This window comes from Moraxella sp. CTOTU49803, assembly GCF_032097965.1.
GTDB lineage: Bacteria > Pseudomonadota > Gammaproteobacteria > Pseudomonadales > Moraxellaceae > Faucicola > Faucicola tetraodonis.
Genome location: NZ_DAMCJP010000001.1, coordinates 209,611 through 232,621, shown reverse-complemented (window position 1 = coordinate 232,621; position 23,011 = coordinate 209,611). Strand labels below are relative to the sequence as shown.

General features: G+C 43.9%; 21 protein-coding genes. 16 read left to right on the top strand and 5 right to left on the bottom strand.

Annotation, left to right across the window (positions count from 1 at the left end):
- Positions 1 to 75 precede the first annotated feature (75 nt).
- The 3 genes from cmk to RT422_RS01010 all read right to left on the bottom strand — a co-directional run bounded on the left by cmk (position 76) and on the right by RT422_RS01010 (position 2,731).
- Positions 76 to 825: a (d)CMP kinase gene (cmk, locus tag RT422_RS01020; RefSeq protein WP_313420933.1), complete on the bottom strand. Its 750-nt coding sequence runs from the start codon at positions 823 to 825 to the stop codon at positions 76 to 78.
- 301 nt (positions 826 to 1,126) lie between these two features.
- A complete protein-coding gene (locus RT422_RS01015) occupies positions 1,127 to 1,474 on the bottom strand; it encodes a pilus assembly protein PilZ (protein ID WP_138019005.1) in 348 nt (115 codons plus the stop codon).
- A gap of 93 nt (positions 1,475 to 1,567) precedes the next feature.
- The gene (locus RT422_RS01010; RefSeq protein WP_313420929.1) at positions 1,568 to 2,731 is read right to left on the bottom strand and encodes a DNA polymerase III subunit; all 1,164 of its coding nucleotides are present in this window, start codon (positions 2,729 to 2,731) and stop codon (positions 1,568 to 1,570) included.
- Positions 2,732 to 3,031: 300 nt separating this feature from the next.
- Here RT422_RS01010 and RT422_RS01005 point away from each other — a divergent pair, with 300 nt between their 5' ends.
- The 4 genes from RT422_RS01005 to RT422_RS00990 all read left to right on the top strand — a co-directional run bounded on the left by RT422_RS01005 (position 3,032) and on the right by RT422_RS00990 (position 9,034).
- Positions 3,032 to 5,419 carry a recombinase gene (locus tag RT422_RS01005; RefSeq protein WP_313420928.1) on the top strand — a complete coding sequence of 796 codons (2,388 nt, stop codon included), beginning with the start codon at positions 3,032 to 3,034 and terminating at the stop codon, positions 5,417 to 5,419.
- A gap of 82 nt (positions 5,420 to 5,501) precedes the next feature.
- Positions 5,502 to 6,278 (top strand): Nif3-like dinuclear metal center hexameric protein, encoded by a 777-nt coding sequence (locus RT422_RS01000; RefSeq protein ID WP_409520086.1) that lies wholly within the window; start codon positions 5,502 to 5,504, stop codon positions 6,276 to 6,278.
- A 635-nt stretch (positions 6,279 to 6,913) separates the two neighbouring features.
- On the top strand, positions 6,914 to 8,380 hold the full coding sequence (locus RT422_RS00995; protein WP_284034407.1) for a transglycosylase SLT domain-containing protein: 1,467 nt from the start codon (positions 6,914 to 6,916) through the stop codon (positions 8,378 to 8,380).
- Positions 8,381 to 8,512: 132 nt separating this feature from the next.
- Positions 8,513 to 9,034 carry a thioesterase family protein gene (locus RT422_RS00990; protein WP_282841592.1) on the top strand — a complete coding sequence of 174 codons (522 nt, stop codon included), beginning with the start codon at positions 8,513 to 8,515 and terminating at the stop codon, positions 9,032 to 9,034.
- Between the two features lie 27 nt (positions 9,035 to 9,061).
- On the opposite strand, the gene RT422_RS00985 is transcribed toward RT422_RS00990, so the two are convergent.
- Together RT422_RS00985 and rsmA are read right to left on the bottom strand one after the other, a co-directional pair.
- Positions 9,062 to 9,892, bottom strand: coding sequence for a symmetrical bis(5'-nucleosyl)-tetraphosphatase (locus RT422_RS00985; RefSeq protein ID WP_313420926.1), 831 nt, complete (start codon positions 9,890 to 9,892; stop codon positions 9,062 to 9,064).
- Between the two features lie 48 nt (positions 9,893 to 9,940).
- Positions 9,941 to 10,795: a 16S rRNA (adenine(1518)-N(6)/adenine(1519)-N(6))-dimethyltransferase RsmA gene (gene rsmA, locus RT422_RS00980; protein WP_313420923.1), complete on the bottom strand. Its 855-nt coding sequence runs from the start codon at positions 10,793 to 10,795 to the stop codon at positions 9,941 to 9,943.
- A gap of 336 nt (positions 10,796 to 11,131) precedes the next feature.
- Here rsmA and ychF point away from each other — a divergent pair, with 336 nt between their 5' ends.
- From ychF to RT422_RS00920, 12 genes are all read left to right on the top strand, one after another.
- Positions 11,132 to 12,223 (top strand): redox-regulated ATPase YchF, encoded by a 1,092-nt coding sequence (gene ychF, locus RT422_RS00975; RefSeq protein WP_313420921.1) that lies wholly within the window; start codon positions 11,132 to 11,134, stop codon positions 12,221 to 12,223.
- A 206-nt stretch (positions 12,224 to 12,429) separates the two neighbouring features.
- Entirely contained in the window at positions 12,430 to 12,858 is a 429-nt protein-coding gene (rplM, locus tag RT422_RS00970) for a 50S ribosomal protein L13 (RefSeq protein WP_007116509.1), read from the top strand.
- Between the two features lie 10 nt (positions 12,859 to 12,868).
- Positions 12,869 to 13,255 (top strand): 30S ribosomal protein S9, encoded by a 387-nt coding sequence (rpsI, locus tag RT422_RS00965; protein ID WP_007116510.1) that lies wholly within the window; start codon positions 12,869 to 12,871, stop codon positions 13,253 to 13,255.
- A gap of 250 nt (positions 13,256 to 13,505) precedes the next feature.
- Entirely contained in the window at positions 13,506 to 14,090 is a 585-nt protein-coding gene (gene petA, locus RT422_RS00960; RefSeq protein WP_007116512.1) for a ubiquinol-cytochrome c reductase iron-sulfur subunit, read from the top strand.
- A gap of 19 nt (positions 14,091 to 14,109) precedes the next feature.
- Positions 14,110 to 15,327, top strand: coding sequence for a cytochrome bc complex cytochrome b subunit (locus tag RT422_RS00955; protein ID WP_175405749.1), 1,218 nt, complete (start codon positions 14,110 to 14,112; stop codon positions 15,325 to 15,327).
- On the top strand, positions 15,327 to 16,040 hold the full coding sequence (locus RT422_RS00950; protein ID WP_144917350.1) for a cytochrome c1: 714 nt from the start codon (positions 15,327 to 15,329) through the stop codon (positions 16,038 to 16,040). Before RT422_RS00955 ends, RT422_RS00950 begins: the two co-directional genes overlap by 1 nt.
- Positions 16,041 to 16,188: 148 nt before the next feature.
- Positions 16,189 to 16,800: a glutathione S-transferase N-terminal domain-containing protein gene (locus tag RT422_RS00945; protein WP_313420920.1), complete on the top strand. Its 612-nt coding sequence runs from the start codon at positions 16,189 to 16,191 to the stop codon at positions 16,798 to 16,800.
- Positions 16,801 to 16,825: 25 nt separating this feature from the next.
- Entirely contained in the window at positions 16,826 to 17,260 is a 435-nt protein-coding gene (locus RT422_RS00940) for a ClpXP protease specificity-enhancing factor (protein ID WP_313420918.1), read from the top strand.
- A gap of 81 nt (positions 17,261 to 17,341) precedes the next feature.
- The gene (gene rpoZ / locus RT422_RS00935; protein WP_050324096.1) at positions 17,342 to 17,608 is read left to right on the top strand and encodes a DNA-directed RNA polymerase subunit omega; all 267 of its coding nucleotides are present in this window, start codon (positions 17,342 to 17,344) and stop codon (positions 17,606 to 17,608) included.
- Positions 17,609 to 17,976: 368 nt separating this feature from the next.
- The gene (locus tag RT422_RS00930; RefSeq protein ID WP_313421399.1) at positions 17,977 to 20,142 is read left to right on the top strand and encodes an HD domain-containing protein; all 2,166 of its coding nucleotides are present in this window, start codon (positions 17,977 to 17,979) and stop codon (positions 20,140 to 20,142) included.
- A 27-nt stretch (positions 20,143 to 20,169) separates the two neighbouring features.
- Entirely contained in the window at positions 20,170 to 20,550 is a 381-nt protein-coding gene (locus RT422_RS00925) for a Rid family detoxifying hydrolase (RefSeq protein ID WP_313420916.1), read from the top strand.
- Positions 20,551 to 20,701: 151 nt separating this feature from the next.
- Complete coding sequence (locus RT422_RS00920) at positions 20,702 to 22,942, top strand: primosomal protein N' (protein WP_313420914.1); 2,241 nt, start codon at positions 20,702 to 20,704, stop codon at positions 22,940 to 22,942.
- The last annotated feature ends 69 nt before the right edge of the window (positions 22,943 to 23,011 follow it).

The following is a 23,011-nucleotide window of genomic DNA, read 5'->3' as shown; positions in this document are numbered from 1 at the left end:
TTCAAATTAAGATTTTTTATAAACATAAGGCTGGTTTTAGTGCCTATAAAAAATCGATAAAACTTTTAAAAGCTGTTAGTTAATTGTCAAACCACGTTCAACACATAGCTGCCAAACTTGGTTAAACACTTGCTCAGCATCGATGGCTGAGCTATCAATCACTATCGCATCATCGGCAGGCTTAGCCGGTGAGGCACTGCGTGTACTATCACGCTCATCACGGGCAATAATTTGTGCCAAAATTTCGTCAAAATCTGCCTGTTTGCCAGCGTTGGTTAACTGACTGACTCGGCGCTCGGCTCGTGCCTCAGAGGATGCGACCAAATAAACTTTCAGCGGCGCATCGGGAAAAACTACTGTTCCCATATCACGCCCGTCTGCAATCAAACCCTTTTTTGGGTTGCCTTGCGACGTTGCCATATTTTTTTGTAACTCTAATAGCGCTTGACGCACCTTCGGGAATACCGCGACTTTTGATGCAAAGTTACCCACTTCTTCGGTGCGAATCACTTCGCTCACATCGTTGGCATTCACGAGCACGGTCACATGCTCAGAACCCGCTTTTGCGGCTGCAAACTCAATTTTTAACGATTGGGTTAAATCAGCTAGCGCAGTTTCGTCAATGCTGTTCGTTAACAAACCCGCTTGGTGGGCTGCAAGCCCCACAATCCGATACAGCGCTCCTGAATCCAAAATTTGATAATCCAGCAGCTTTGCCAGTCTTGCCGTCAATGTACCTTTACCTGCACCACTTGAGCCATCAATGGTGATGACGGGCAGGCTTGCGGTTAGATCAAAAGACGGTTGCGTTAACGTTTGTGACATGCCATTCTTAGGAACAAAGCAAAAATAGTCGTATATTTTACGCCTGAAAGCTATTTTATACAAGTAATTTGACACAAGGATTGACTAAATTGCATTTCATTTTCTACCAATAGAAAAATACGCAAAAAAGGGACTAAACATGAGAAAGGCATCAAGACGCAGAGTGATGATTAACTATTGCGCGATAGAAGAAAAAAAGCTAGCGACTTACAGGATTAAGCATAAGCTCACCTTTAGCAATCGCTGGCTTTTAATAATCACAGGCTAAAAAAACTGCCGCAGTTTCTAGAATTTCCAGAATTTATAGCGTGAAGGTGGGTTTATCGGAGCTGAGATGACCCGCTAACAGGCGGTCAACTTCGTTTTTGATACGTAACCCTGCTTCGTCTTTGCCAAGCTGTAACGCATAGCCTGCAGGGCGCTGTGCCTGTGCGCGATGGTTGACCCACACCACTTTGCCATGCAGCGGCATTCTCTCACTCGAATTTGGCAAGGTGATTGCCACAAAGGCTTGACTGCCTAGTTGTTGCTGCTGGTTAGTAGGAATAAATAACGCACCGTTTTCAATAAAAGGCAGATAGCTAGCATACAATTTTTCGATCGTATCATAGTTAATGGTGGTGATACCGCCACGAGATGGCATTGCCATAATCACTGTTCCTTTTACTAACGCATGGGGTTACCAACGCATGGTGAATGATAAATAATATAGATAATTGGGTAATATAGATAATTCAATAAATTAGCAATCAAGCATGGTGCTAAAAATTTTATCATAGCATAACTTATCTTGGATATGTTGCTGTCTATCTTGCCAGATTTGATCGATAACCCACTGTAAATGGCTAATTTGCTTTAATGTTGGTGGTGGCTGCAGCTTGCCAAAATCTAAGTCATTGGATGACGCTGAGATACCGACGGCAAATTGCCCCAACGGCACTAACAAAGCTTGCGACAAGTATAAAAAGTCCGTTAATGTCAGCGTTTTTTGCCAATAGTTGCTGGCTTGTACAGGCGTACGTTGTCCGCTACGAACTGCTTGAAAGCTGTTTATCCAAGTCTGGCGGTGTTGATACCATTCGCTGTGTAACATTTGCAGTGCCAAAAAAGGCGCATAACCAGACAATTCACTCACTTGTTGTAGCGTCGCAGTATCGGTATTGGGCATTAACTGCTGCATCACTTGCATTGACTGATCGGGGGTGCTATGGCTCACCGAAAATGCCTGTAGCCGAGAGCGAATCGTTGGCAGTAACTGCGAAGGACTATCGCTAATTAACAGCATCAACACATTTTCGGCAGGCTCTTCTAATGTCTTAAGGAGCGCGTTACTGGCGGCTAGCGTCATCGCATCCGCTTGGTGAATAACCACGATTCTTAATCCCCCACTCGATTGCGTGACAAAAGGCTGTAATTCCCGAATTTCGTCAATCTTGATGCTATAACCTGACTGATGGGTTGGGGCTTGCGCCACGAGGGCGTTGTTTGCTTTAGGTTTAGGCGACGCGTCACGCGCCACGGTGGGTGTGGGAATTTGATAAAGATCGGGGTGGGTATTGGCGATCAGCCACTGGCAACTCTGGCATTGCCCACAGGCAGTTGTGACACCTTGTTCATTGTTCCGTTGATTCTCACACAGAGCCCATGCGACAAACCGATAGACGAAGGCGCGTTTCCCCGTCCCTGCATTGCCTGCAAACAACATTGCGTGCGGCAAGGCGTCTAGATGGGTGGTCAAATACTGCCAAGTTGACTGTTGCCACGGCAATAAATTCATAAACAGCCACTGCTGTATCACCTGTTGGCTCACGGGATCTGGATAGTAGTATTGGGTTATCTCATTGGGTGTTGATTCGGTATTGGGTTGTTTGGGGCTTTTTGATTGAGAGGTGATAGTCGATGCCATAGAAAAAAATCAGTCAACAGAGTAACCATAGTATAATCGCTGCGGCTAGATAATCAATTAGGATAATCCGTTAGGTTGTTTTCTTGAAGACATGAATGCGGTAACACGTAGCGTTATTTTATCCCTTACTGTCTTTAAAACCTCAGCCCATAAGATTTTTGTTGCAAATAAATGATGGATTTTTTTTGATGAGTCGATTAAATTTTCATCTTAAGATATCTATTTTCGTATTTTTTCTTATAGTTGTAATTCACCCTATTTAAAAAAACGATTCAATTTTCTGTTTACTTCGAGGTTAGTTTGACGAATTTATCGCAACCTAATAATCAAGATACGTTACCCAATGCCCAACATCGTTATGATGCGGCGGATATGGCAGACCAATTAAAGGTGATGCCAACCTTAGAAGCGCGTTTAACTACCATTCTAAACGAAATCAATGCGCTGCGTGATTTTCCGCAAGTTGCGCTATTTAAACAACTACTAGATACCTTGCGCAACCGTGCAAATGATGCTACGACCGCCAATGAACAGATGGCACTATTCGTTCGACTATTGCGCAGCAATCGTGTGTGGGCAGAAGGGTTTTGTGTGTTTATGCTTACCTTGATTAGTCGTTATCGTCAGGTGTCGCTATACACGGATTTGGGTATCTTGTCAGACGCTGGCTTTACTTCGCAATTTTTTGACTTGGTCGGTGAAAAGCTATTACCCTCTGTACCCGATGACCGCGATTTGATTGGGTTATTTAATGCGTTTTTTGCCACTCCAAAAACTCGCTACTGGGTGCGCTTAATCCATGAGCGCTGGTGGATTGAACTGATACTTATTCTTAAAGTACCCGCAGGCAAAGAAGCGTTAGTGCAAGCGCTTGAAGCCAATGTGCTCAAAGCCATTACTATTTTAACGGCGCGTATCAACGGCATCGGGCTCAATGCTGATTTAATAAAGGCATTTCCCAATCCGATTGACAACCAAGATACTTTTATTGCACTGAACCGCGAAGTCGCTGAATTTGTCAGTCAATACCAGCTCAGCATGCAACCAGGGGATGAGCAAGCGATGCCCCAGCCTGAGGTGGATAGCAGTCAAATTTTAGTGTTGACCGACCAAGCCCGCACCATGATGCAAAACATCCGTCGCCGTATACATCGAACGGGTATTACTGTGCGTACCACCAATATGTTGGTGCGCCTTGAGCAAAGCCTGCAGCGTCTTGAATTGTTGGTGTCACTGCTATCTGACAACGATCATATCAAGAAAAAAACCATCATAGAGCTCATTAACACGTTGTATGAAGATTCATACCACCGCAGTAGTTTTAGATATTTATTTGGCATCAATACCGCGCTCTTGTCGCGCCGTGTGACTGAGACTGCCAGTAAGGTCGGCGAGCATTATATCAGTACCGATAAAGCGGGCTATCGCCGTATGTATAAAAAAGCAGCATTGGGTGGTCTACTCATCGGCTGTATGGCGACCCTTAAAATCCTAGGGAAATCCTTACCGCTGGCACCCTTTGGCGTGGCTTTTTTAAACAGTATGATTTACGGTCTTGGCTTTGTGGCAATTCATATCATTGGCGGTACAGTGGCGACCAAACAGCCTGCCATGACGGCTGCCGCGATTGCTTCAACCATCTCAGAGGTAAAAGGACGCAAAGCGGCACGATTTACCAAATTGACAGAATTGGTCGTTGATATCATGCGCACCCAGTTTATTGCCATTATGGGTAATATTTCAATTGCAATGCCCATTGCGCTACTGATTTCATCCCTGTGGCTGTATGGACTGGGTCGTCCGTTAACATCGACAGCTACCGCCGAGCACTTGCTGCATGATCTCAACCCGTTTACCTCGCTTGCTATCTTTCATGCCGCGATTGCTGGGGTGTATTTGTATATTTCAGGATTGATTGCAGGCTATTACGATAATCTTGCGGTACACAACAAAATTGGTGAGCGTATCCGCAACCAGCCTAACCTCAAACGGATGATGACACCTGTCACGTTATTGCGTTTTAGCGATTTTATTGAGCGCAATCTGGGTGCGATTATGAGTAACTTTTTATTCGGCTGCTTTTTGGGTAGTACGGCGACCATCGGTTATATTTTTGGCTTACCGATCGATATTCGCCACATTGCCTTTGCATCTGCCAACTTTATTCATGGGATTTTTAACATTTATGCCAACACGGGCGAGTTTCCAGAAATCGGTATTATTTTGGTCAGTCTATTTGGGGTGATGGTCATCGGTATGATTAACTTGTTGGTGAGTTTTTCACTCGCGTTAATAACCGCCCTACGCGCGCGTGATGTGAAAGTCTTTGAGTGGAAATTCTTATTTGAATTGGTCGCCTCGCATTTGATGACCCAACCCTCTGACTTTTTCATCCCGCGTAAACAGCCGATGAAGTATGCACTCATCGATAGCGATGGTAATATTATCTATGATGATAAACCGATTGCAAACGATGGTAAAAATAACAAGGGACATAAAACTGCCCTGACATCACAGCCAGAAGAACATCCGCATGCTACTACGCCCCATATCGACAATATCAGTCATACGGAAAAACTGACCGATGAAGAAATTGCAGAGAAAAAACAGGCAATTAAAGAAAAAGTGGTGCAAAAGGCGGTCGATAATATCACCCCAAATGACACGGCAAGTAAGCTACCCAAATAATTGATGAAACACTGAATACTGTAGAAATATGATGACTTTTTTGGAAGATATAAGTTTGAAAGATACAAGTTTGAAAAATACAATGAACCAACCCCCGACATCAATGAGTCCGACTCAATTGGCGCATCGGTTAAATGAGCTATTAAAAATTAATGAATTCCAAGATTATTGTCCCAATGGTCTGCAAGTGGATGGTGGGCAGCCGATACAGCACATCCTCACCGGTGTCACAGCCTCTGAGGCATTGATTGAACAAGCGATTGCGCACAATGCCCAAGCGATTTTGGTGCATCATGGCTATTTTTGGAAAGGGGAACCTGCGCCTTTAATTGGCATGAAAGGCAAGCGTATTCGTTTGTTGATGCAACACGGCATTTCCTTACTGGCTTATCATTTACCGTTAGACGCTCATCCCCAATTGGGCAATAACGCCCAATTAGCGCGAGCGCTGGGCTGGAGTGATTTGTCGCCGCTATACCCTAATGAAAAACATCCGATTGGTAATATCGTGGATTTAGCAGCGCCGTTGTCGATTGCAGCTCTCACCAACAAACTATCGACTACCTTAACCCGTCCGCCCCTACATTTATCCGGGGGTAATCAAACAATTTCGCGCATTGGTCTGTGTACGGGTGGCGCACAGGATATGATTGAGCAAGCGGCACAAATGGGTTGTCAAGCCTATATCTCCGGTGAAGTATCAGAGCGAACGACTCACATAGCGCGTGAGCTGGGTATTGATTATTTTGCCTGTGGACATCATGCCACCGAGCGAGGTGGTGTGCTTGCATTGGGGAATTATGTCAAAGAAAATCTTGCTTTGACCGTTGATTTTGTCGATATCGATAATCCCGTCTAAAATTGGGCAATTTATTGAGTAATTATTACCCGTTAGTTGCATTTTGGCGGGTTTTTTACGCTTTTTATCATAAATTTGCCTTTCGTTACGTTCAAAAACATGACGGGTAACTTTAATTTCACTACAATAGCCCCATTGTTTTTTATAACTAACTGTAATGCCATGCAGTAAATATTGTTATTGTTTATTTATTTTATGCGTGCCATACGTTACCCTACGTTAAATTCTTTAGGTAAATGCTTGGGCTTATTAAACAATTTTTAATTTGCCAGTACTTACAAAAATTTTAACCCTTTTTCGGGTTGTACTTGATTATTATTTATTTCGATAGTTCTCTACGATAGATAGGGAATTATCACCGTCCTAGGTATAAGGGGAGCCAACCTGTTTGGCTCTTTTTTTAGCGTTAAGTTAATAACGACCTATTTTGGATGGAAGCTTTTTTGGCTAGATTTAGGATAGAGTTAGATAGTTAGAAGCCATGTACTTATGTGGCTTGGCTGATTAGTACTAGGTTTAACTGGTGCTTAGTTTAACTATCGATTCGGTTCTTAGTTTCATAAAATGTTTTCATTTGGCATAGTTGTTTTTTATTAATTTAACGTATCTAACGTATGTGCACCGTGGAGTGACACATGCCGCTAAACTCATCATTTGAGTATTGTGATGATTTGGCTTTGACCTATCCTGCGTCGATTTCGATGTCGGTCAAAGCATTTTTAAGCCCTTTAACTTTATACCCGTTTCAACATCCTTTATTACGCTTTAGTAAATACGCGACCCAATTTAAACGCTTGCAATTCTTCCCGATTCAACACAAGCCTTGTTTGGGTGTAGTGATATCGCCAAAAATTGCCCAGTCTCGTGTGCCAGCGGTGCCTAGCCATGTTCAAAATTTGGGGCAACTACCTAATCCGTCCGCTCGGCTCATTGATCGCTTTATCAAGCCGCTAAAATGGTTGAGTGCCAGTAAAAAGCTGGCAGCTGTGATGGGGATTGGTTTGCCCTTAGCTTATGTTGTCACCCAGGTGGTTGTTGCTGACAAAGTCGTTAATGGCAATGCTATCAATACCCTTGCCTCACCTACTAGCATAGTTGCAGCACCAAAAATGGCAACTTTTGACAGTATCCTATCTCAAAAGCAGCTGCGTATTGCCACCGTCAATGGTAATACCACCTATTTTGCTCAAGATGGCTTTGAGCACGGCTTTGGGTATGATGTCATGCGCCATTATGCCAAGCGATTGGATGTTACCATAAGCACACAAGTGTTTGCCACTGATGCCGACGCGATGGCGGCTGTCAAAACAGGCAAAGCCGATATCGCTTTGACCAATGGGTCGGATTACCAAAAGGCGACTGCGTTATCATCGCTGAGTCTAAGCTGTGACAAAGATTATTTATCACAGCAGGATCTCAACGAGCATGTTGCCATACAGCTAAACCCCAATGATGTCAAACTCAACGACGATGTAAAAAACTTCCTGTGTGGCGGTCAATCGCTCACCCGTAATCAACATTTAGCCGCGTTTTATAGTCAAACACCATTGGCAGAGCCGTTTAATCAACAACATTTTGCCGATACCATGACACGCGTGTTGCCCATTTATGAACCATCTTTTAAGCAGACAGCAAACAAATACCGACTTGATTGGGAACTGCTTGTGGCAATGGGCTACCAAGAATCGCATCTGGATGCAGAAGCCACTTCGCCAACGGGTGTGCGGGGTATCATGATGTTGACCAATGCCACTGCCAATGCGATGGGCGTTGATAATCGGACTGACCCGACGCAGAGCATCCAAGGCGGCGCTAAGTATCTCAGTCAGCTGCAACATGAATTTGCCCAAGTGCCAGCATCGGATCGGGTATGGTTTACCCTAGCCGCTTACAATATGGGTCCACAAGCGATTAAAGATATCCAGCAGATTTTGGAAAAGCGCGGTATTGATGGCAATAATTGGGCAGCCGTGTATCAGTATTTAAAAGTCAACAGCCAAAGCAATAGCCGTTACGTGCAGTGCTTAGATTACGTCACCCATATTCGCAGTTATTTGGAAGCGTTAAAATTAGACAAAGTCAATCATCGTCAATTGACTTGATGAGTGTGGGTATAAAAACTAAACATTTTCAAAAAAGAATGGTTTAACGCCATTCTTTTTTTTATGCTATCACTTAGTCGTTTTTAAAAATTACTGAATTTATTGTTAACATTATTAACCTAAGGATAGCACGTGACCCAGCTCCAGAATCAGCCCCACACTCAATTAAGCACTCAGCCTATTTATGCTACTCAATACCGTATTTATTTGGAAGATACCGATGCGGGCGGGATTGTATATCACGCCAATCATTTAAAGCTGTTTGAGCGTTGTCGCCGCGATTGGTTACGTGCATTGGGTATGACAAGTTATTTTTATCAAGCGCATTCAGCCGACGCTGTAAGTCAAGACGTTACTCACCAGAGCGATAGTGGCAAACCTGATATCCAATTTGTAGTGAGCCAAGCCAACATCCGTTATGTGCGTCCGATTCTGCTTGATAGCGAAGTCACCGTTGTGATTGAAACGGCAGACTGCAAATCTGCGTCATTACAGCTTGAGCAGCGGATTTATGATAGCCACCAGCAGCTGTTAAGCAAAGCTGAGATAAGTATTGTATGCGTGGCTACTAGCAAAGATGAAAATGGGCAAACCCAAGTTCGCCCTACCCGTTTGCCCAAAGCGTTTGTGCAGCTGCTGCAGCTCGCTCGGTAACTTTAGGGTCATTTTACTTTACAAGGGTTATTTTGCTTTACAAGTTTGACAGATAACTTGCTCATCTTCTAGGCGGTATGCCATCATATTGCCGCCCCACACACACCCGGCATCCGTGGCTCTTGCATTTGCCAAATCCACTTTGGCTTTTAGCGCTGCCCAGTGACCAAATAAGATTTTACGTTCGCGCGGCACTTGCCATTCAAACCACGGACGAAACCCCTCTGGCATTTTATCATCTAGACTGGATTTAAAGCTAAACTCTAGCGTGCCATCCATTTGACACAGACGCATACGGGTAAAATAATTGCAAATCGCTCGCATACGCGCGTAGCCTGTCAGCATATTTGACCAAGGAACAGCGGTATCGCTATACAGGTTTGGCAGCAGTCTATCGAGTTGCCATAAGCTACTTTGCAGCTGAGTTTGCAATTCTGACGCATGCATGGCTGCTTGGGTGATACTCCAGTTTGGCGGGATGCCTGCATGCACCATCACGGTTTTATCATTGGGATAGACAAGCAGCGGCTGGCGACGAAGCCAATTGAGTAATTCATCACAGTCTGGGGCATCAAAAATCGCTTGGGTTCTATCCTTTTTCTTAATCTTTATAACACCACGCCATACCGCGATTAAGTTAATATCATGATTGCCCAACACCATTTCGGCAGCCCCTGATTGGCAAAGACGTTTTACCAAACGCAGCGCACTCAGCGAGTCTTCACCGCGTGCCACGATATCGCCGACAAACCATAATTTATCTTGCTGTTCATCGAACCCAATTTGCTTGAGGAGTGCCTGCAAATCGGCATAACAGCCTTGAATATCGCCAATGACAAATTGATGTCGAAAACCCATAACACCTCATACATCTTGAAAGTAAAATTTTAAACAGCTACAAAAAAATTAACCATTTGCTGCGATGCCGTTTGCTAAAGTTACAAAATCTTGTACTGATAACGTTTCGGGACGCGCCAGTGGATTGAGTCCCCATGCCACAAGCTGGTGTTCTGTGACCGCAGGCAAAATCGGCGACTTTTTAAAAATCGCCCGCAGTGTTTTACGGCGATGATTAAATGCCTCACGCACCACAAGGGCAAACAGCTTTTCATCGTCAGCCACAATCGGTGTTTGTTGATAAGGTCTGAGTCGAAATACCGCACTCGTCACTTTGGGTGGGGGGTTGAATGCCCCATTTGGCACCGTCAGTAAATAATCAGTTTCACAATAATACTGCATCATGACGGATAAGCGACCATATTCTCGGCTATCTACCTCTGCGGTGATGCGATCAACCACTTCCTTTTGTAGCATAAAATGCATGTCTTCAATAACATCGGCAAAACTTAGTAAATGAAACAATAATGGCGTAGAAATATTGTATGGCAAGTTACCGACAATGCGCATTTTTTTGTCGGTGGTATGATTGGGGTTATCGCCAATGACTTGCTGGAACAGCGCACGGTAATCCACTTCCATAGCATTGGCTTTGACAATGGTTAAGCCGTCATTGCTATTGGCGCCAATACGAATGCGCAAGCTGTCTGCCAAATCGGTATCAAGCTCGACAACGGTCAAGTGATTGACTTCCTTGAGTAACGGCTCAGTAATCGCGCCCATGCCTGGACCAATTTCAACCATCAAATCATCGCGATTGGCATGAATACTGTCAATAATTCTCCCAATAATCACTTGATCATGTAAGAAATTTTGCCCAAAACGTTTTCTAGGCCGATGGGATAAAAAAGCAGAGACTGTCACTCAAAACATTCCTATAAAAATGAAGTAATTATCAATGTTGCGCAGTACACGATAACATTCACCGTCATCAGACACAAACCACTATTAAACTGATAATTATAGCATAGCTTGACGCTCCATTATGACAATTTCATGACAACTCGTGACTATTGCAATAGGATAGCAATAGCATGGCAGGAATCTGCCCAATCGCTCAATTTGAATTTTTGTAGTTTATATCATGCTACAAATTTTTGATGGTTCAATTTTTTGATGCGTCAATCGCCTGTCGAATTCTGATGACTAAGTTGTTATAATGCAACAAATTTAACTAACCCTTTATTTAGTGAGCATTGTATGGGCTTTAATTGTGGTATCGTCGGACTGCCAAATGTTGGTAAATCAACCTTGTTTAACGCATTGACCAAAGCTGGGATTGCGGCAGAAAACTTCCCGTTTTGTACCAAAGATCCCAATACTGGGATTGTACCTGTACCCGACCCACGTCTCAAACAACTTGCCGATATCGTCAAGCCTGAGCGCGTTGTGCCCACCTCAATGGAATTTGTGGATATCGCAGGTCTAGTGGCAGGCGCATCTAAAGGCGAAGGCATGGGCAATCAGTTCTTAGCCAATATCCGTGAAACCGATGCGATTGCCCATGTGATACGCTGCTTTGATGATGACAACGTGATTCACGTCGATGGACGCGTCAACCCATTATCCGATATCGAAACCATCAATACCGAACTTGCGCTAGCTGACCTTGAAGCAGTGAGCCGTGCGATTATCAATGTCGGTAAAAAAGCCAAAGGCGGTGATAAAGACGCCAAAGCCATGCTGGATGTGTTTAACAAAATTGAACCATTTTTAGCCGATGGTAAGCCTGCGCGCATGGCAAATCTGGATGAAGATGAGAAAAAAATTATCCGTAGCTATGGTCTAATTACCCTAAAACCCACCATGTATATTGCTAACGTGAGCGAGGATGGCTTTGACAACAATCCTTATCTTGACCAAGTACGGGAATTTGCGGCAAAAGATGATGCGTTGGTGGTCGCGCTATGCAACCAAATCGAATCTGAAATCGCCCAGCTGGATGACGATGAAAAACAAGAGTTTTTAGAAAGTATGGGTATGACTGAGGCAGGACTTGACCGTGTGATTCGCGCAGGTTACGAGCTGCTTAATATGCAAACGTATTTTACCGCAGGGGTCAAAGAAGTACGCGCTTGGACGGTGAAAGTCGGTGCCACTGCACCAGAAGCAGCAGGCGTGATTCATACCGACTTTGAGCGTGGTTTTATCCGTGCCGAAGTGATTGCATTTGATGATTTTATTGAATACAACGGTGAAAAAGGCGCGGCAGCGGCAGGTAAATCTCGCCTCGAAGGTAAAACCTACATCGTGCAAGATGGCGATGTCATGCACTTTAGATTTAATGTATAAATCATGCACTCATGGCTTGATGGACATAATATGATTGATATAAATAGGCAATTTTAGTTGCCTATTTTTGCAAGTTTATTTTTTAAAAACGCTTGACTTGTATTGCAAGTCACTATCTTAATCCTTATAATATGCGTTCGTAATTTTGAGAGCCCTCGTTTCCCAGACACTCACTCTCAACTATTAACTCAAAAAGGTTTTTAAACATGAAAACTATCAGTGCTAAACCACATGAAGTGACACACGATTGGTACATCGTCGACGCTGAAGGTAAAACATTAGGTCGCTTGGCGAGCGAAATCGCATCACGCTTACGTGGCAAGCATAAGCCTTCTTACACCCCTCACGTTGACACAGGCGATTATATCGTTGTGATTAATGCTGAGAAAGTTGCCGTGACTGGTAAAAAAGCGCAAGACAAAAAATACTACCGTCACACCGGTTACCCAGGTGGTATCAGAGAGACTAACTTTACCAAACTTATCGCACACAAACCTGCTGACGTACTTAACAAAGCGGTTAAAGGTATGTTGCCAAAAGGCCCATTGGGCTATGCGATGATTAAAAAGTTAAAAGTTTACTCAGGTACTGAGCATCCTCATACTGCTCAACAACCTCAAGTATTAGATATCTAAGGAGTAACACATGGAACGCAATTACGGTACAGGTCGTCGTAAAACTTCAACAGCTCGTGTGTTCTTATCTGCGGGTACAGGTAACATCGTCGTTAACGGTAAACCACTTGATCAATACTTTGGTCGTGAAACATCAGTAATGGTTGTACGTCAACCTTTAGAATTACTAGATGCTGCTAGCAAATATGATATCTATGTGACTGTAAAAGGTGGCGGTATCAATGGTCAAGCGGGCGCGATTCGCCACGGTATCACCCGTGCATTGATCGAGTCAGACGAAACTTTAAAACCAGCGCTTAAAGAAGCGGGCTTTGTGACTCGTGACGCGCGTGAAGTTGAACGTAAAAAATTGGGCTTACGTAAAGCACGTAAACGTCCCCAATTCTCAAAACGTTAATATTTTTCGTGGTCGAAATTCTCGTATCGACCGCGTTTTTTGGCGTTTACAAAAAAGACTCTTGTTTACCGCAAGGGTCTTTTTTATTTACCTTAGGTAATTTATTTTATTGCAAAAATAGCATAAAATAGCAAAATTAGCGTAATTTAGGCACAGCTAAGGTGGCAATTCTGTAACAACTGATTTACAATAGCCACAAACCCAGTGTGGGAATATGGTTACCCACTTCATTAATCTGGAGGAGTTCTTAATGAGCCATGCCGAAGGCGTCGACGTTAAGCGTCGAAGAGTTTTAATCGCATCCACTGCCGCTATGGGCGCAGTCGGTGTCGCTGCTATTGCTACGCCGTTTGTGCGTTCATGGTATCCAAGTGCAAAAGCAGAAGCTGCGGGTGCACCTGTTAGCCAAGACCTAAGCAAACTCGAAGCAGGACAAATGATTGTTATCAAATATCGTGGTAAACCAATTTATCTTGTCAAACGTACCAAAGAGATGATGGATAATTTATCAAAAGTAGAATCATCACTTGCCGATCCAAAATCAGAAGGTTCATTACAACCTGACTACTGCAAAAATAATAGCCGCTCAAAAGACAATAGTGAAGTTCTAGTGTGTGAAGGGGTTTGTACTCACTTAGGTTGTGCGCCAGGTTATCGTCCTGATGTCGGCGCAGCAGATTTGGGTGGCAGCAGTTGGGTTGGCGGATTTTTATGCCCCTGTCACGGCTCAAAGTATGACTTAGCTGGACGTGTTTTTAAGGGTCAACCTGCGCCTCGTAATTTGCCAGTTCCTGAGTATAGCATCAGCGGTACTATCTTAACGGTGGGGGCATAATATGAGTGCAAAGAAATTTATGCATTGGGTGGATGCGCGCTTTCCAGCGACAGAAACTTATGAATACCATATGTCAAAGTATTACGCACCAAAGAATTTCAACTTTTGGTACTTCTTTGGCGTGTTATCTATGGTGGTATTGGTCAATCAGTTAGTGACGGGTATTTGGCTAACCATGATGTTCAACCCAAGTGCAGAAGGCGCATTTGCTTCTGTAGAATACATTATGCGTGATGTACAAGGTGGTTGGTTAATCCGTTATATGCACTCAACTGGTGCTTCGGCATTTTTCGTGGTCGTGTATCTGCATATGTTCCGTGGCTTGTTGTATGGTTCATACCAAAAACCCCGTGAACTGGTTTGGCTCATCGGTATGGGTATCTATCTGTGCTTAATGGCAGAAGGTTTCTTCGGTTACTTATTACCTTGGGGTAATATGTCATTCTGGGGTGCGCAGGTTATTTTGAACTTACCAGCAGCGATTCCATTTATTGGTGATGCATTGGGAGAATGGGTAAAAGGTGACTATATCATCTCTGGTATTACCTTAAACCGCTTCTTCGCGTTACACGTTGTTGCGATTCCTTTGATTTTAGTGGGTCTGGTATTTGTTCACTTGGTAGCATTGCACCATGTTGGTTCTAATAACCCAGATGGTATCGATATCAAAAAACTTAAAGATAAAAATGGTGTACCCCTTGATGGCGTGGCTTTCCACCCCTACTACACTGTGCATGATATGATTGGTATCGTGGTATTCTTTATCATTTTCTTTACCGTGGTATTCTTCTTCCCAGAAGGCGGCGGTTTCTTCCTTGAGCCACCAAACTTTGAAGCAGCAAACCCACTTAAGACACCTGCTCACATTGCCCCTGTTTGGTACTATACGCCTTTTTATGCAATGTTACGTGCAACCCCATCTATGTTTGGTTCAGCCCTGCCGGGTGTTATTGTGATGGCAGCATCAATTGCTATTTTATTTGTATTGCCTTGGTTAGACAAATCGCCTGTGCGTTCAATGCGTTATAAAGGTATTTTGTCAAAAATTGCGCTTGCTATCTTTGTTGTTAGTTTCTTGATCTTAGGCTACTTAGGGGTAATTCCATCAAGTGATACCGCAACGATTGTGGCACGTATTTGTACTATTTTGTATTTCTTGTTTTTCTTGCTAATGCCAATCTATACATCGATTGAAACTTGCAAACAGCCACCTGAACGTGTAACTGGAGGTCACTAATGAAAGCGGTTAAAAAATTAGTTGCTGGATTGGGTTTGACAGTTGCATTAGGTTTGGGCGCGACAGCCGCACAAGCTAGCGAAGGCGGCTGTGGCACCTACAAAACGGTTGATGGTAAAGACGCGCATTTGGCTTGTGAAACCGCCCCTGTGGATTTGACCAATAAAGCGTCGATTCAACGTGGTGCGTCATTATTCATGAGTTACTGTGCAGGCTGTCACTCAGCACAATATGTTCGCTACTCAAAAATGTACAAAGACTTGGACATTCCAAAAGAGTTGGTGGAAAAATACTTGATGCTGACCACTGACCAAGTCGGTGACCATATCAATGCAGGCGTAGACCCAGAGCTTCAAAAGGCTTGGTTTGGTGCACAGCCACCTGACTTGTCACTTGAAACCCGTCTACGTGGTAATGATTGGGTTTATACTTACTTGTTAGCCTTCTATGAAGATCCAAGTCGTCCTTGGGGTGCCAACAATATCGTACTGCCGAATGTTGCCATGCCGTTCGTCCTTCATGATATGCAAATGAATACCTCAAAAGAAGAATATCGTCGTAATATTGGTGATATCGTCAACTTTATGGCGTGGATGGCAGAGCCGCAAGCGCACCAACGTAAAGTATATGGGTTTTGGGTCATCTTATTCTTACTTGCGTTATTAATTCCAGTGTACTTACTCAATAAAGAATTTTGGAAAGACGTTAAATAAGGATTGATATAAAAAAAGGTAGCTTAGGCTACCTTTTTTTATGCGCATTTATTGCTTGATTGGTATGATAACTTTCACAGTTATTGCTAATTCAGTCATTTTAAGCTAGGCTTATCCTTTACGCTGATACAGCTTATTATTTTTAACTATGTTGACCCCTACTTCGAACACCCCGTTGATTTATGCCGATGATGGCTACCTAAGTCACCAATTAAGACTGGTTTTACTTGAGAAAAAAATAGAATTTAGCGAGACGAACATTCGTGATGATGAGGATTTTGCCGAAGATTTACCTGATATCAACCCTTACAACACGCTGCCGGTATTTATTCATCGTGAATTGATTTTATATAACAATCGTATTATTTTTGAATACCTTGAAGAGCGCTATCATCAGAACAAACTGCTACCTGAAAATCCGATTGAAAAGGCACAATACCGTCAATTATGGTGGCGCATTGAGAAAGACTGGGTTAAATTAGCAGATACGCTATTGACCGATAAGGATACCTTAGATGTCAATCAAGCAAAGGTTGCCAGAAAGCAACTGACTGAATCACTGGTTACCATAGCGCCGCTGTTTGCCCATAAAGCTTTTTTTCTTTCAGATACCATGGGTGTATGTGATTGCATTTTGTCATCGATTTTATATCGCTTAAAACCCATGGGTATTGAATTGCCGCTGCACCTGTGCCGTCCTTTATATCAATATATGGAGCGGATGTTTAATCGCCCAACCTTTAAAACTAGTTTAAAATAGTAATCATTAAAATAAGAGAATCACCATGGAAAACGACTTTCAACTCACCCCGACTCGCCCTTATATGGTACGCGCTATTTTTGAATGGCTTGAAGACAATAACCTAACCCCACATATCATGGTCGATACGACGCAGCCCAATGTCACCGTGCCTGTCGAATATGTGCAAGATGGTCGTATCGTACTTAATATCGCCAGCCGTGCTACAGGTAATTTGGTGATTAATAATGATTTTATTAATTTTCATGCGCGATTTGGCGGTGTTTCGCAAGAATTGTGGGTGCCGATGCAAGCAGTGATGGGGATTTATGCCAGAGAAAATTCACAAGGCATGTTCTTTGACCCAACGGAATACGATAATGCGCCGCAATCTGAAATCAACGCCAGTCAACTAGCGGAGTCCACCGACGCACAACGTCCAAAACGTGAAAACAAAGCAGGGTTAAAAATCTTGGATTAGTGCATTGTCACTGGCAATATGGGTTTAATTTTGTTAAAATAATCAATTACTTTTTTAGTTTTGAATAGGATAACCATAGTCATGGCACGTGTCACTGTAGAAGATTGTCTAGAAAATATCCACAACCGTTTTGATTTGATTCTTGTTGCCAGTAAACGTGCGCGCCAAATCGCACGCGGTGTATCAGAACCTATGGTTGAGCGTGAAAATGATAAACCAACTGTACTTGCCCTGCGCGAAATCGCTGATGGACTGGTCACTAAAGAAATCTTAAACCAACCTGAGCGCGAATTGCCTAACAAATTTCACCATGTTGATTTGAGCATTTCAAGTGGTCATGGATTCTAACGCTAGCTTAAGCCACTGTTAATAGTTAGCGACTATTATTTTATAAAGAGTCACCTTTTTTAGGTGACTTTTTAGTTGAATTAAACGTGGAATGAAACGTGGAATTATATGTAACTTAGCTTGACAATTCACGGTAATTTTGCGAATAATTAAGATATCTTTATAATACGTTTTTACTAAGTTTAGCTGGTTTGATACCAGCTATTTTTATCCAACCGTTTTTTATGATAGAGTTAACTGCTGACCAGAACAATATGAATTTTTTAGCAGGTTAAACCTATCGATCATACGTTGAGGGCACATTTTTGAATATATCAACTTTACCAAAATTAAGCCATCCTGATGTGGATATTGCACAGTTTGACCTAATGCGTGTATTGGATTATTTGGATGATGCCGAACAGCAAATTGTTCTCAAAGCCTGTGCCTTTGGCGACCAAGCCCATATCAAAGATAAACGCAAATCTGGCGAGCCTTATATCACCCACCCTATGGCGGTAGCGGAGATTTTGGGTAGTTTTCGCATGGATGTCGATACCATTGTGGCGGCGATTTTGCATGATACCGTTGAAGATACCCCTACCACTGAAGAAGATTTGACCCGAGAGTTTGGCAAGGCAGTTGCCCAAATCGTCAATGGTGTCACCAAATTAAAATCCTCCAATGAAAAACACATCAATAAAGCCGCGACTTTTTATCGCATTATTACCGCAACGCTAGAAGATCCGCGCGTGTTGATTGTCAAATTGGCGGACCGCCTGCACAATATGACCACCATCGAAGCGGTGCCTGAAAAAAAACAACAGGCAACCGCACAAGAAACGTTGGATTTTTATGTGCCGTTTGCTCGTACGCTTGGGCTGAATGATTTAGCCGACTATATCGAGATTTTATGTTATCGCAGCCTAAATGCGCCTATGTATAACAAGTTATCCGATAAGCTTATGCAGCATGGTTTGGGGCGCACCTTTCAACAAGAAGCTATTCATAACTATTTAAATATCGTTTTGAGCCGATTGGGCGTTAAAGGTTATGTCAAAGATGTCGATAATCGCGTGACTTTGTTTCGCCAGTTCTTTAAAAACCGCGGCAAAATCACCGATTTGCTGTGGCATTATGAATTTATGCTGGTCATGGATAAAGTGGAAGACTGCGACCAAATCGCCAAGTATTTTATCAATAAATACCAAATTGCGCCTGAGTGTATCGAAGACAATATCCGCCATCCGCGTGCGGGGGGCAACCAATCACTGACCATTACCTATAAAAACGGCCATGATACCATCAAAGTGGTCATTCTGACTAAAACCATGCTCAAAACCACCCGTTTAGGGATTTTGATGGGTGAAGCAGCATCGCCTCTTAGCCAGTCGGTAATTCAGGCCTCTCTACGCAATCTGCAAAACTTGATTGCCGACAATGAAAGCGATATCGAAGAGCAGCCGTCTGATGCGGTGACGGTGGTCGATAAACTGATTGATTATCTTCACGAACGTAAAATTATTTGCTATACCCCAAACGGTGATGCTTATGAGTTGCCGCGCGGCTCCACAGCGCTTGACTTCGCCTATACTATCAGTACCCATATCGGTAACCGTGCAACCGGCGCTGAAATCAATGGCGTAGAAGCCAAACTGGGTACGATTTTGAAAACCGGCAATAGGGTCAAAATTCATACCGACCCCAATGCGATTCCAAAAGCGGAGTGGCTGGGTTTTGTGGCAACCAATAAAGCGCGGCGTGCGTTGTTTGAATGGTTAAAAGGCTTAAATCCTGAGCAAAAAGAGCACGAAGGTAAAACCGCCTTTGAGCGCGCGCTTAAAACGCAAAATCTTTCACTCGCTGATGTGAGTGATGAACAATGGCAACTGCTACTTGATTGGCGTGGCTTACAGGATAAAAGTGCGTTCTTTACGGAGTTTACCACAGGTAAATTGCTACCGCAGATTGCCGTTTCGCGCTTATTGACCCAAGAGCAGCTTGCCAAAAACCAAGCCAGCGCCCATGCCGCTAACCAACCGCAAAGCTTGATTGCGGATGCCGCCAATATGGAGATGAATTTTTCCAGCTGTTGTCATCCTGTGTATGGCGACCCGATTGTCGGGCATATTTCAAAAAATGGCTTGGTGGTGCATCGACATAAATGTTTTTCGATTGATGAAATTCGTCGTGTCAATGAATACCAAGTGATTCCGCTACATTGGCGAGTGTCTAACAGTGAGGATGAGATATCCAAGCGTATTTATTTTGATGCCGCGCTAAAAATTAATCAAAACCTGACCGATGAGCAAATCAGTGATTTAATCTTTATTGTACGTGATACTCAGGCGGGTTTTGAGTATATCGAACAGCGTAATGGCTATACCTTGATGTTTGTGGTGGTGCAAAGCCGTGACCAGATTGCAAGCTTAATTCAGCGCCTACGTACCTTTTTGGGCTACCCCAATATTGTAAGACTGTATCAATGGAATGACGAAGTGCTACTTTCTCAGAGCCAAAACACGTCTGCACCAAAAAATAAAGATATTTTATAAACCCATCATACTGTAATAGGAAATAATATGAGCCGTGACATCATTCATACTGACAATGCCCCTGCTGCGGTAGGCACTTATTCACAAGCTGTGAAAGTTGATAAGACTGTCTATATTTCAGGTCAAATCGGACTCGACCCAAACACCATGACCCTAGCCGATGGCTTTGTTAATCAGGCCAACCAAGTCATGTCAAACATCGAGGCTATCTGCCAAGCCGCAGGTGGTTCGTTTGCCAATGTGGTGAAATTTAACGTCTCCCTCACCGATTTGGCAGATTTTACTGCCTTAAATGAGATTTTTGCGGTGCGTTTGTCTGCGCCTTACCCTGCCCGAGCCGCTGTGCAAGTGGCTGCCTTGCCAAAAGGTGCGGTGGTCGAAATTGAAGCGATTTTGGTTTTAGATTGATTTTGGTTTTAGATGAAAGTTAACCCGCTCAAATGGAAGGTGAGTTACAAGACTTGCCTTTTTTTATGTCAAATTTTTGCCCATCTGACCACAGTTTAACGTATAGAATTGGGCTATAATTCAACCCTATAACAATTTTTAAAGGTGTGTTTTGCTAATTCAAGTTGCCTTACCTGTCCCCATTGATTCGGTGTTCGATTATCGCATTGTGGGCGATGCGTTGCCCGCGATTGGCTGCCGCGTCCGAGTACCGTTTGGTGCGCGCAAATTGGTCGGCATTGTGGTGGCGCATATTGAGCACAGTCAGCTTACGCAAAATGCGATTAAACCTGTATTGGACATACTTGATGAGCTGCCGATTGTCGATGAGGCATTGCTAAAACTCGCTTATTGGCTGTCTGCTTATTACTGTTATCCGCTTGGCGATGTGTTTGCTGTCATGCTGCCGACTTTGATTCGCCAAGGGATGACGCTTGACTACCGACAATTATGTTGGCAACAATTACGCGATGCCACTGACGAGGATTTTTCCGCCACTGCAAAAAAGCAACGCCAACAATTTGCTTTATGTGAATTGGTCATCAACTCGCATGGCAATTCGCATAGCAATTCACATAGCAATGCCACAAAGCTTGTAAGTGAGTTTGCGCTGATAGACCATGGTGTCGAACCCGCTTATTTAAAAAAATTTGAGCAAAAAGGTCTGATTGCGCCTGTTTATCAAATGCCATCTTTACCCAAGCTTGCTAAGCTTGCCACCACGCCGCTCACCTTAAATTTGCAGCAACAACAAGCGGTGCAAAAAATCACCCATGCCTGCCAGCAGCCACACTATGAAGGTTTTTTGCTCAATGGCATTACCGGAAGTGGCAAGACCGAAGTGTATTTGCAAGTGATGCAAACGGTACTGGCACAAGGCAAACAAGTGCTTATCTTAGTGCCAGAAATTGGGCTGACCCCACAGACCAGACAGCGATTTGCCGAACGATTTGACGCCCAAGTATTAATGCTACATTCGGGGCTTAATGACACCGTGCGGCTTGATGGCTGGCAACAATGCCGACTGGGCTATGCGCAAATTATTATCGGTACGCGTTCGTCAGTGTTATACCCATTTGCCAATTTAGGGCTGATTATTGTCGATGAATCGCATGACCAATCTTACAAACAGCAAGACTCACTGCGCTATCACGCCAGTGACGTGGCGCTCTATCGAGGGTTTCAGCTTAATTGTCCGGTGATTTTGGGCACCGCGACGCCATCGCTTGAAAGCCTGTATTTGGTACAACAAGGTAAACTCACCGAGCTTACTTTGACCCAGCGTGCAGGCGATGCCAAACCTGCCGCTATGCAGCTGATTGATGCGCGCCAGCAGGCATGGCAAAACGGTTTGGCACAAAGCTTAATTCAAGCCATTCGGCAAACGTTAGATAAAGATGAGCAAGTATTGGTATTTTTAAACCGTCGTGGCTACGCGCCCATCTTATTGTGTGATGCTTGCGGTTGGCAAGCAGACTGCCCGCGCTGTGATGCGCATTTGACAGTGCATTTTCAGCCAGTGGCAATGCTAAAATGCCACCACTGCGATTGGCAACAGGCCATCCCGACACATTGCCCCAGCTGTGGTAGTAGCAATCTTGACCCTGTGGGCATGGGTACGGCGCGGATGGTTGAAGGGTTAACTGAGCTTTTCCCCGATGTGCCTGTGGTTCAGATTGACCGCGATACCACGCGTAAAAAAAACAGTTGGGAGCAAGTGTATCAGCGTATTGCTGATAACCCTAAAGCCATTTTGGTGGGCACGCAAATGGTGGCAAAAGGGCATCATTTCCCCAATGTGACGTTGGTAGCAATCCCCAATGCTGACCGCGGTTTTTTATCCTCAGATTTTCGCTCGCCTGAGCATACCGCCCAGCTGATTATCCAAGTGGCAGGGCGTGCGGGTCGTGCCGATAAAGCAGGTCTAGTACTGATACAAACCCTGCAACCTGAAAATCCTGCGTTACTGACTTTGGTACGGGAAGGATATCTGAGTTTTGCCCAGCAATTATTGGTTGAGCGGCGCATGTTGGGATTGCCGCCATTTACTTACGCTTGTTTGGTACGGGTGGAAAGCAAATCGTTAGAAAACAATCAGCAAATTTTGCATCAAGCGATGGCGCTGTTGCCATCACGCCAGCACATGACAGCCTTGGGCATTGCCATTAATGGCCCGGTGGATGCGCCGATGGCAAAGAAAAACAGTCGCTATCACTCGCATTTATTGATTTTGACCAAAACACGACACGTTCGCCAGCAGCTATTGTCGGACTGGTGGCGACAGACAATTGCGTTGCCATCGGCAAAGTATGCCAGACTGTCGATTGACATTGATCCGATGAGCTGGTCTTAACCTGACTTGCAAAACCATTGCTTTTGCTAAAGCGCTTATTTCACGATGATCTTTAAATGGGCTTTTTTC

What these genes read in the sequence shown, in the direction of transcription:
- cmk (WP_313420933.1), bottom strand. Translation starts at nt 825, where the DNA reads ATGTCACAAACGTTAACGCAACCGTCTTTTGATCTAACCGCAAGCCTG.
- RT422_RS01015 (WP_138019005.1), bottom strand. Translation starts at nt 1,474, where the DNA reads ATGGCAATGCCATCTCGTGGCGGTATCACCACCATTAACTATGATACG.
- RT422_RS01010 (WP_313420929.1), bottom strand. Translation starts at nt 2,731, where the DNA reads ATGGCATCGACTATCACCTCTCAATCAAAAAGCCCCAAACAACCCAAT.
- RT422_RS01000 (WP_409520086.1), top strand. Translation starts at nt 5,502, where the DNA reads ATGAACCAACCCCCGACATCAATGAGTCCGACTCAATTGGCGCATCGG.
- RT422_RS00995 (WP_284034407.1), top strand. Translation starts at nt 6,914, where the DNA reads ATGCCGCTAAACTCATCATTTGAGTATTGTGATGATTTGGCTTTGACC.
- RT422_RS00985 (WP_313420926.1), bottom strand. Translation starts at nt 9,892, where the DNA reads ATGGGTTTTCGACATCAATTTGTCATTGGCGATATTCAAGGCTGTTAT.
- ychF (WP_313420921.1), top strand. Translation starts at nt 11,132, where the DNA reads ATGGGCTTTAATTGTGGTATCGTCGGACTGCCAAATGTTGGTAAATCA.
- rplM (WP_007116509.1), top strand. Translation starts at nt 12,430, where the DNA reads ATGAAAACTATCAGTGCTAAACCACATGAAGTGACACACGATTGGTAC.
- rpsI (WP_007116510.1), top strand. Translation starts at nt 12,869, where the DNA reads ATGGAACGCAATTACGGTACAGGTCGTCGTAAAACTTCAACAGCTCGT.
- petA (WP_007116512.1), top strand. Translation starts at nt 13,506, where the DNA reads ATGAGCCATGCCGAAGGCGTCGACGTTAAGCGTCGAAGAGTTTTAATC.
- RT422_RS00955 (WP_175405749.1), top strand. Translation starts at nt 14,110, where the DNA reads ATGCATTGGGTGGATGCGCGCTTTCCAGCGACAGAAACTTATGAATAC.
- RT422_RS00950 (WP_144917350.1), top strand. Translation starts at nt 15,327, where the DNA reads ATGAAAGCGGTTAAAAAATTAGTTGCTGGATTGGGTTTGACAGTTGCA.
- RT422_RS00945 (WP_313420920.1), top strand. Translation starts at nt 16,189, where the DNA reads ATGTTGACCCCTACTTCGAACACCCCGTTGATTTATGCCGATGATGGC.
- RT422_RS00940 (WP_313420918.1), top strand. Translation starts at nt 16,826, where the DNA reads ATGGAAAACGACTTTCAACTCACCCCGACTCGCCCTTATATGGTACGC.
- rpoZ (WP_050324096.1), top strand. Translation starts at nt 17,342, where the DNA reads ATGGCACGTGTCACTGTAGAAGATTGTCTAGAAAATATCCACAACCGT.
- RT422_RS00930 (WP_313421399.1), top strand. Translation starts at nt 17,977, where the DNA reads ATGCGTGTATTGGATTATTTGGATGATGCCGAACAGCAAATTGTTCTC.
- RT422_RS00925 (WP_313420916.1), top strand. Translation starts at nt 20,170, where the DNA reads ATGAGCCGTGACATCATTCATACTGACAATGCCCCTGCTGCGGTAGGC.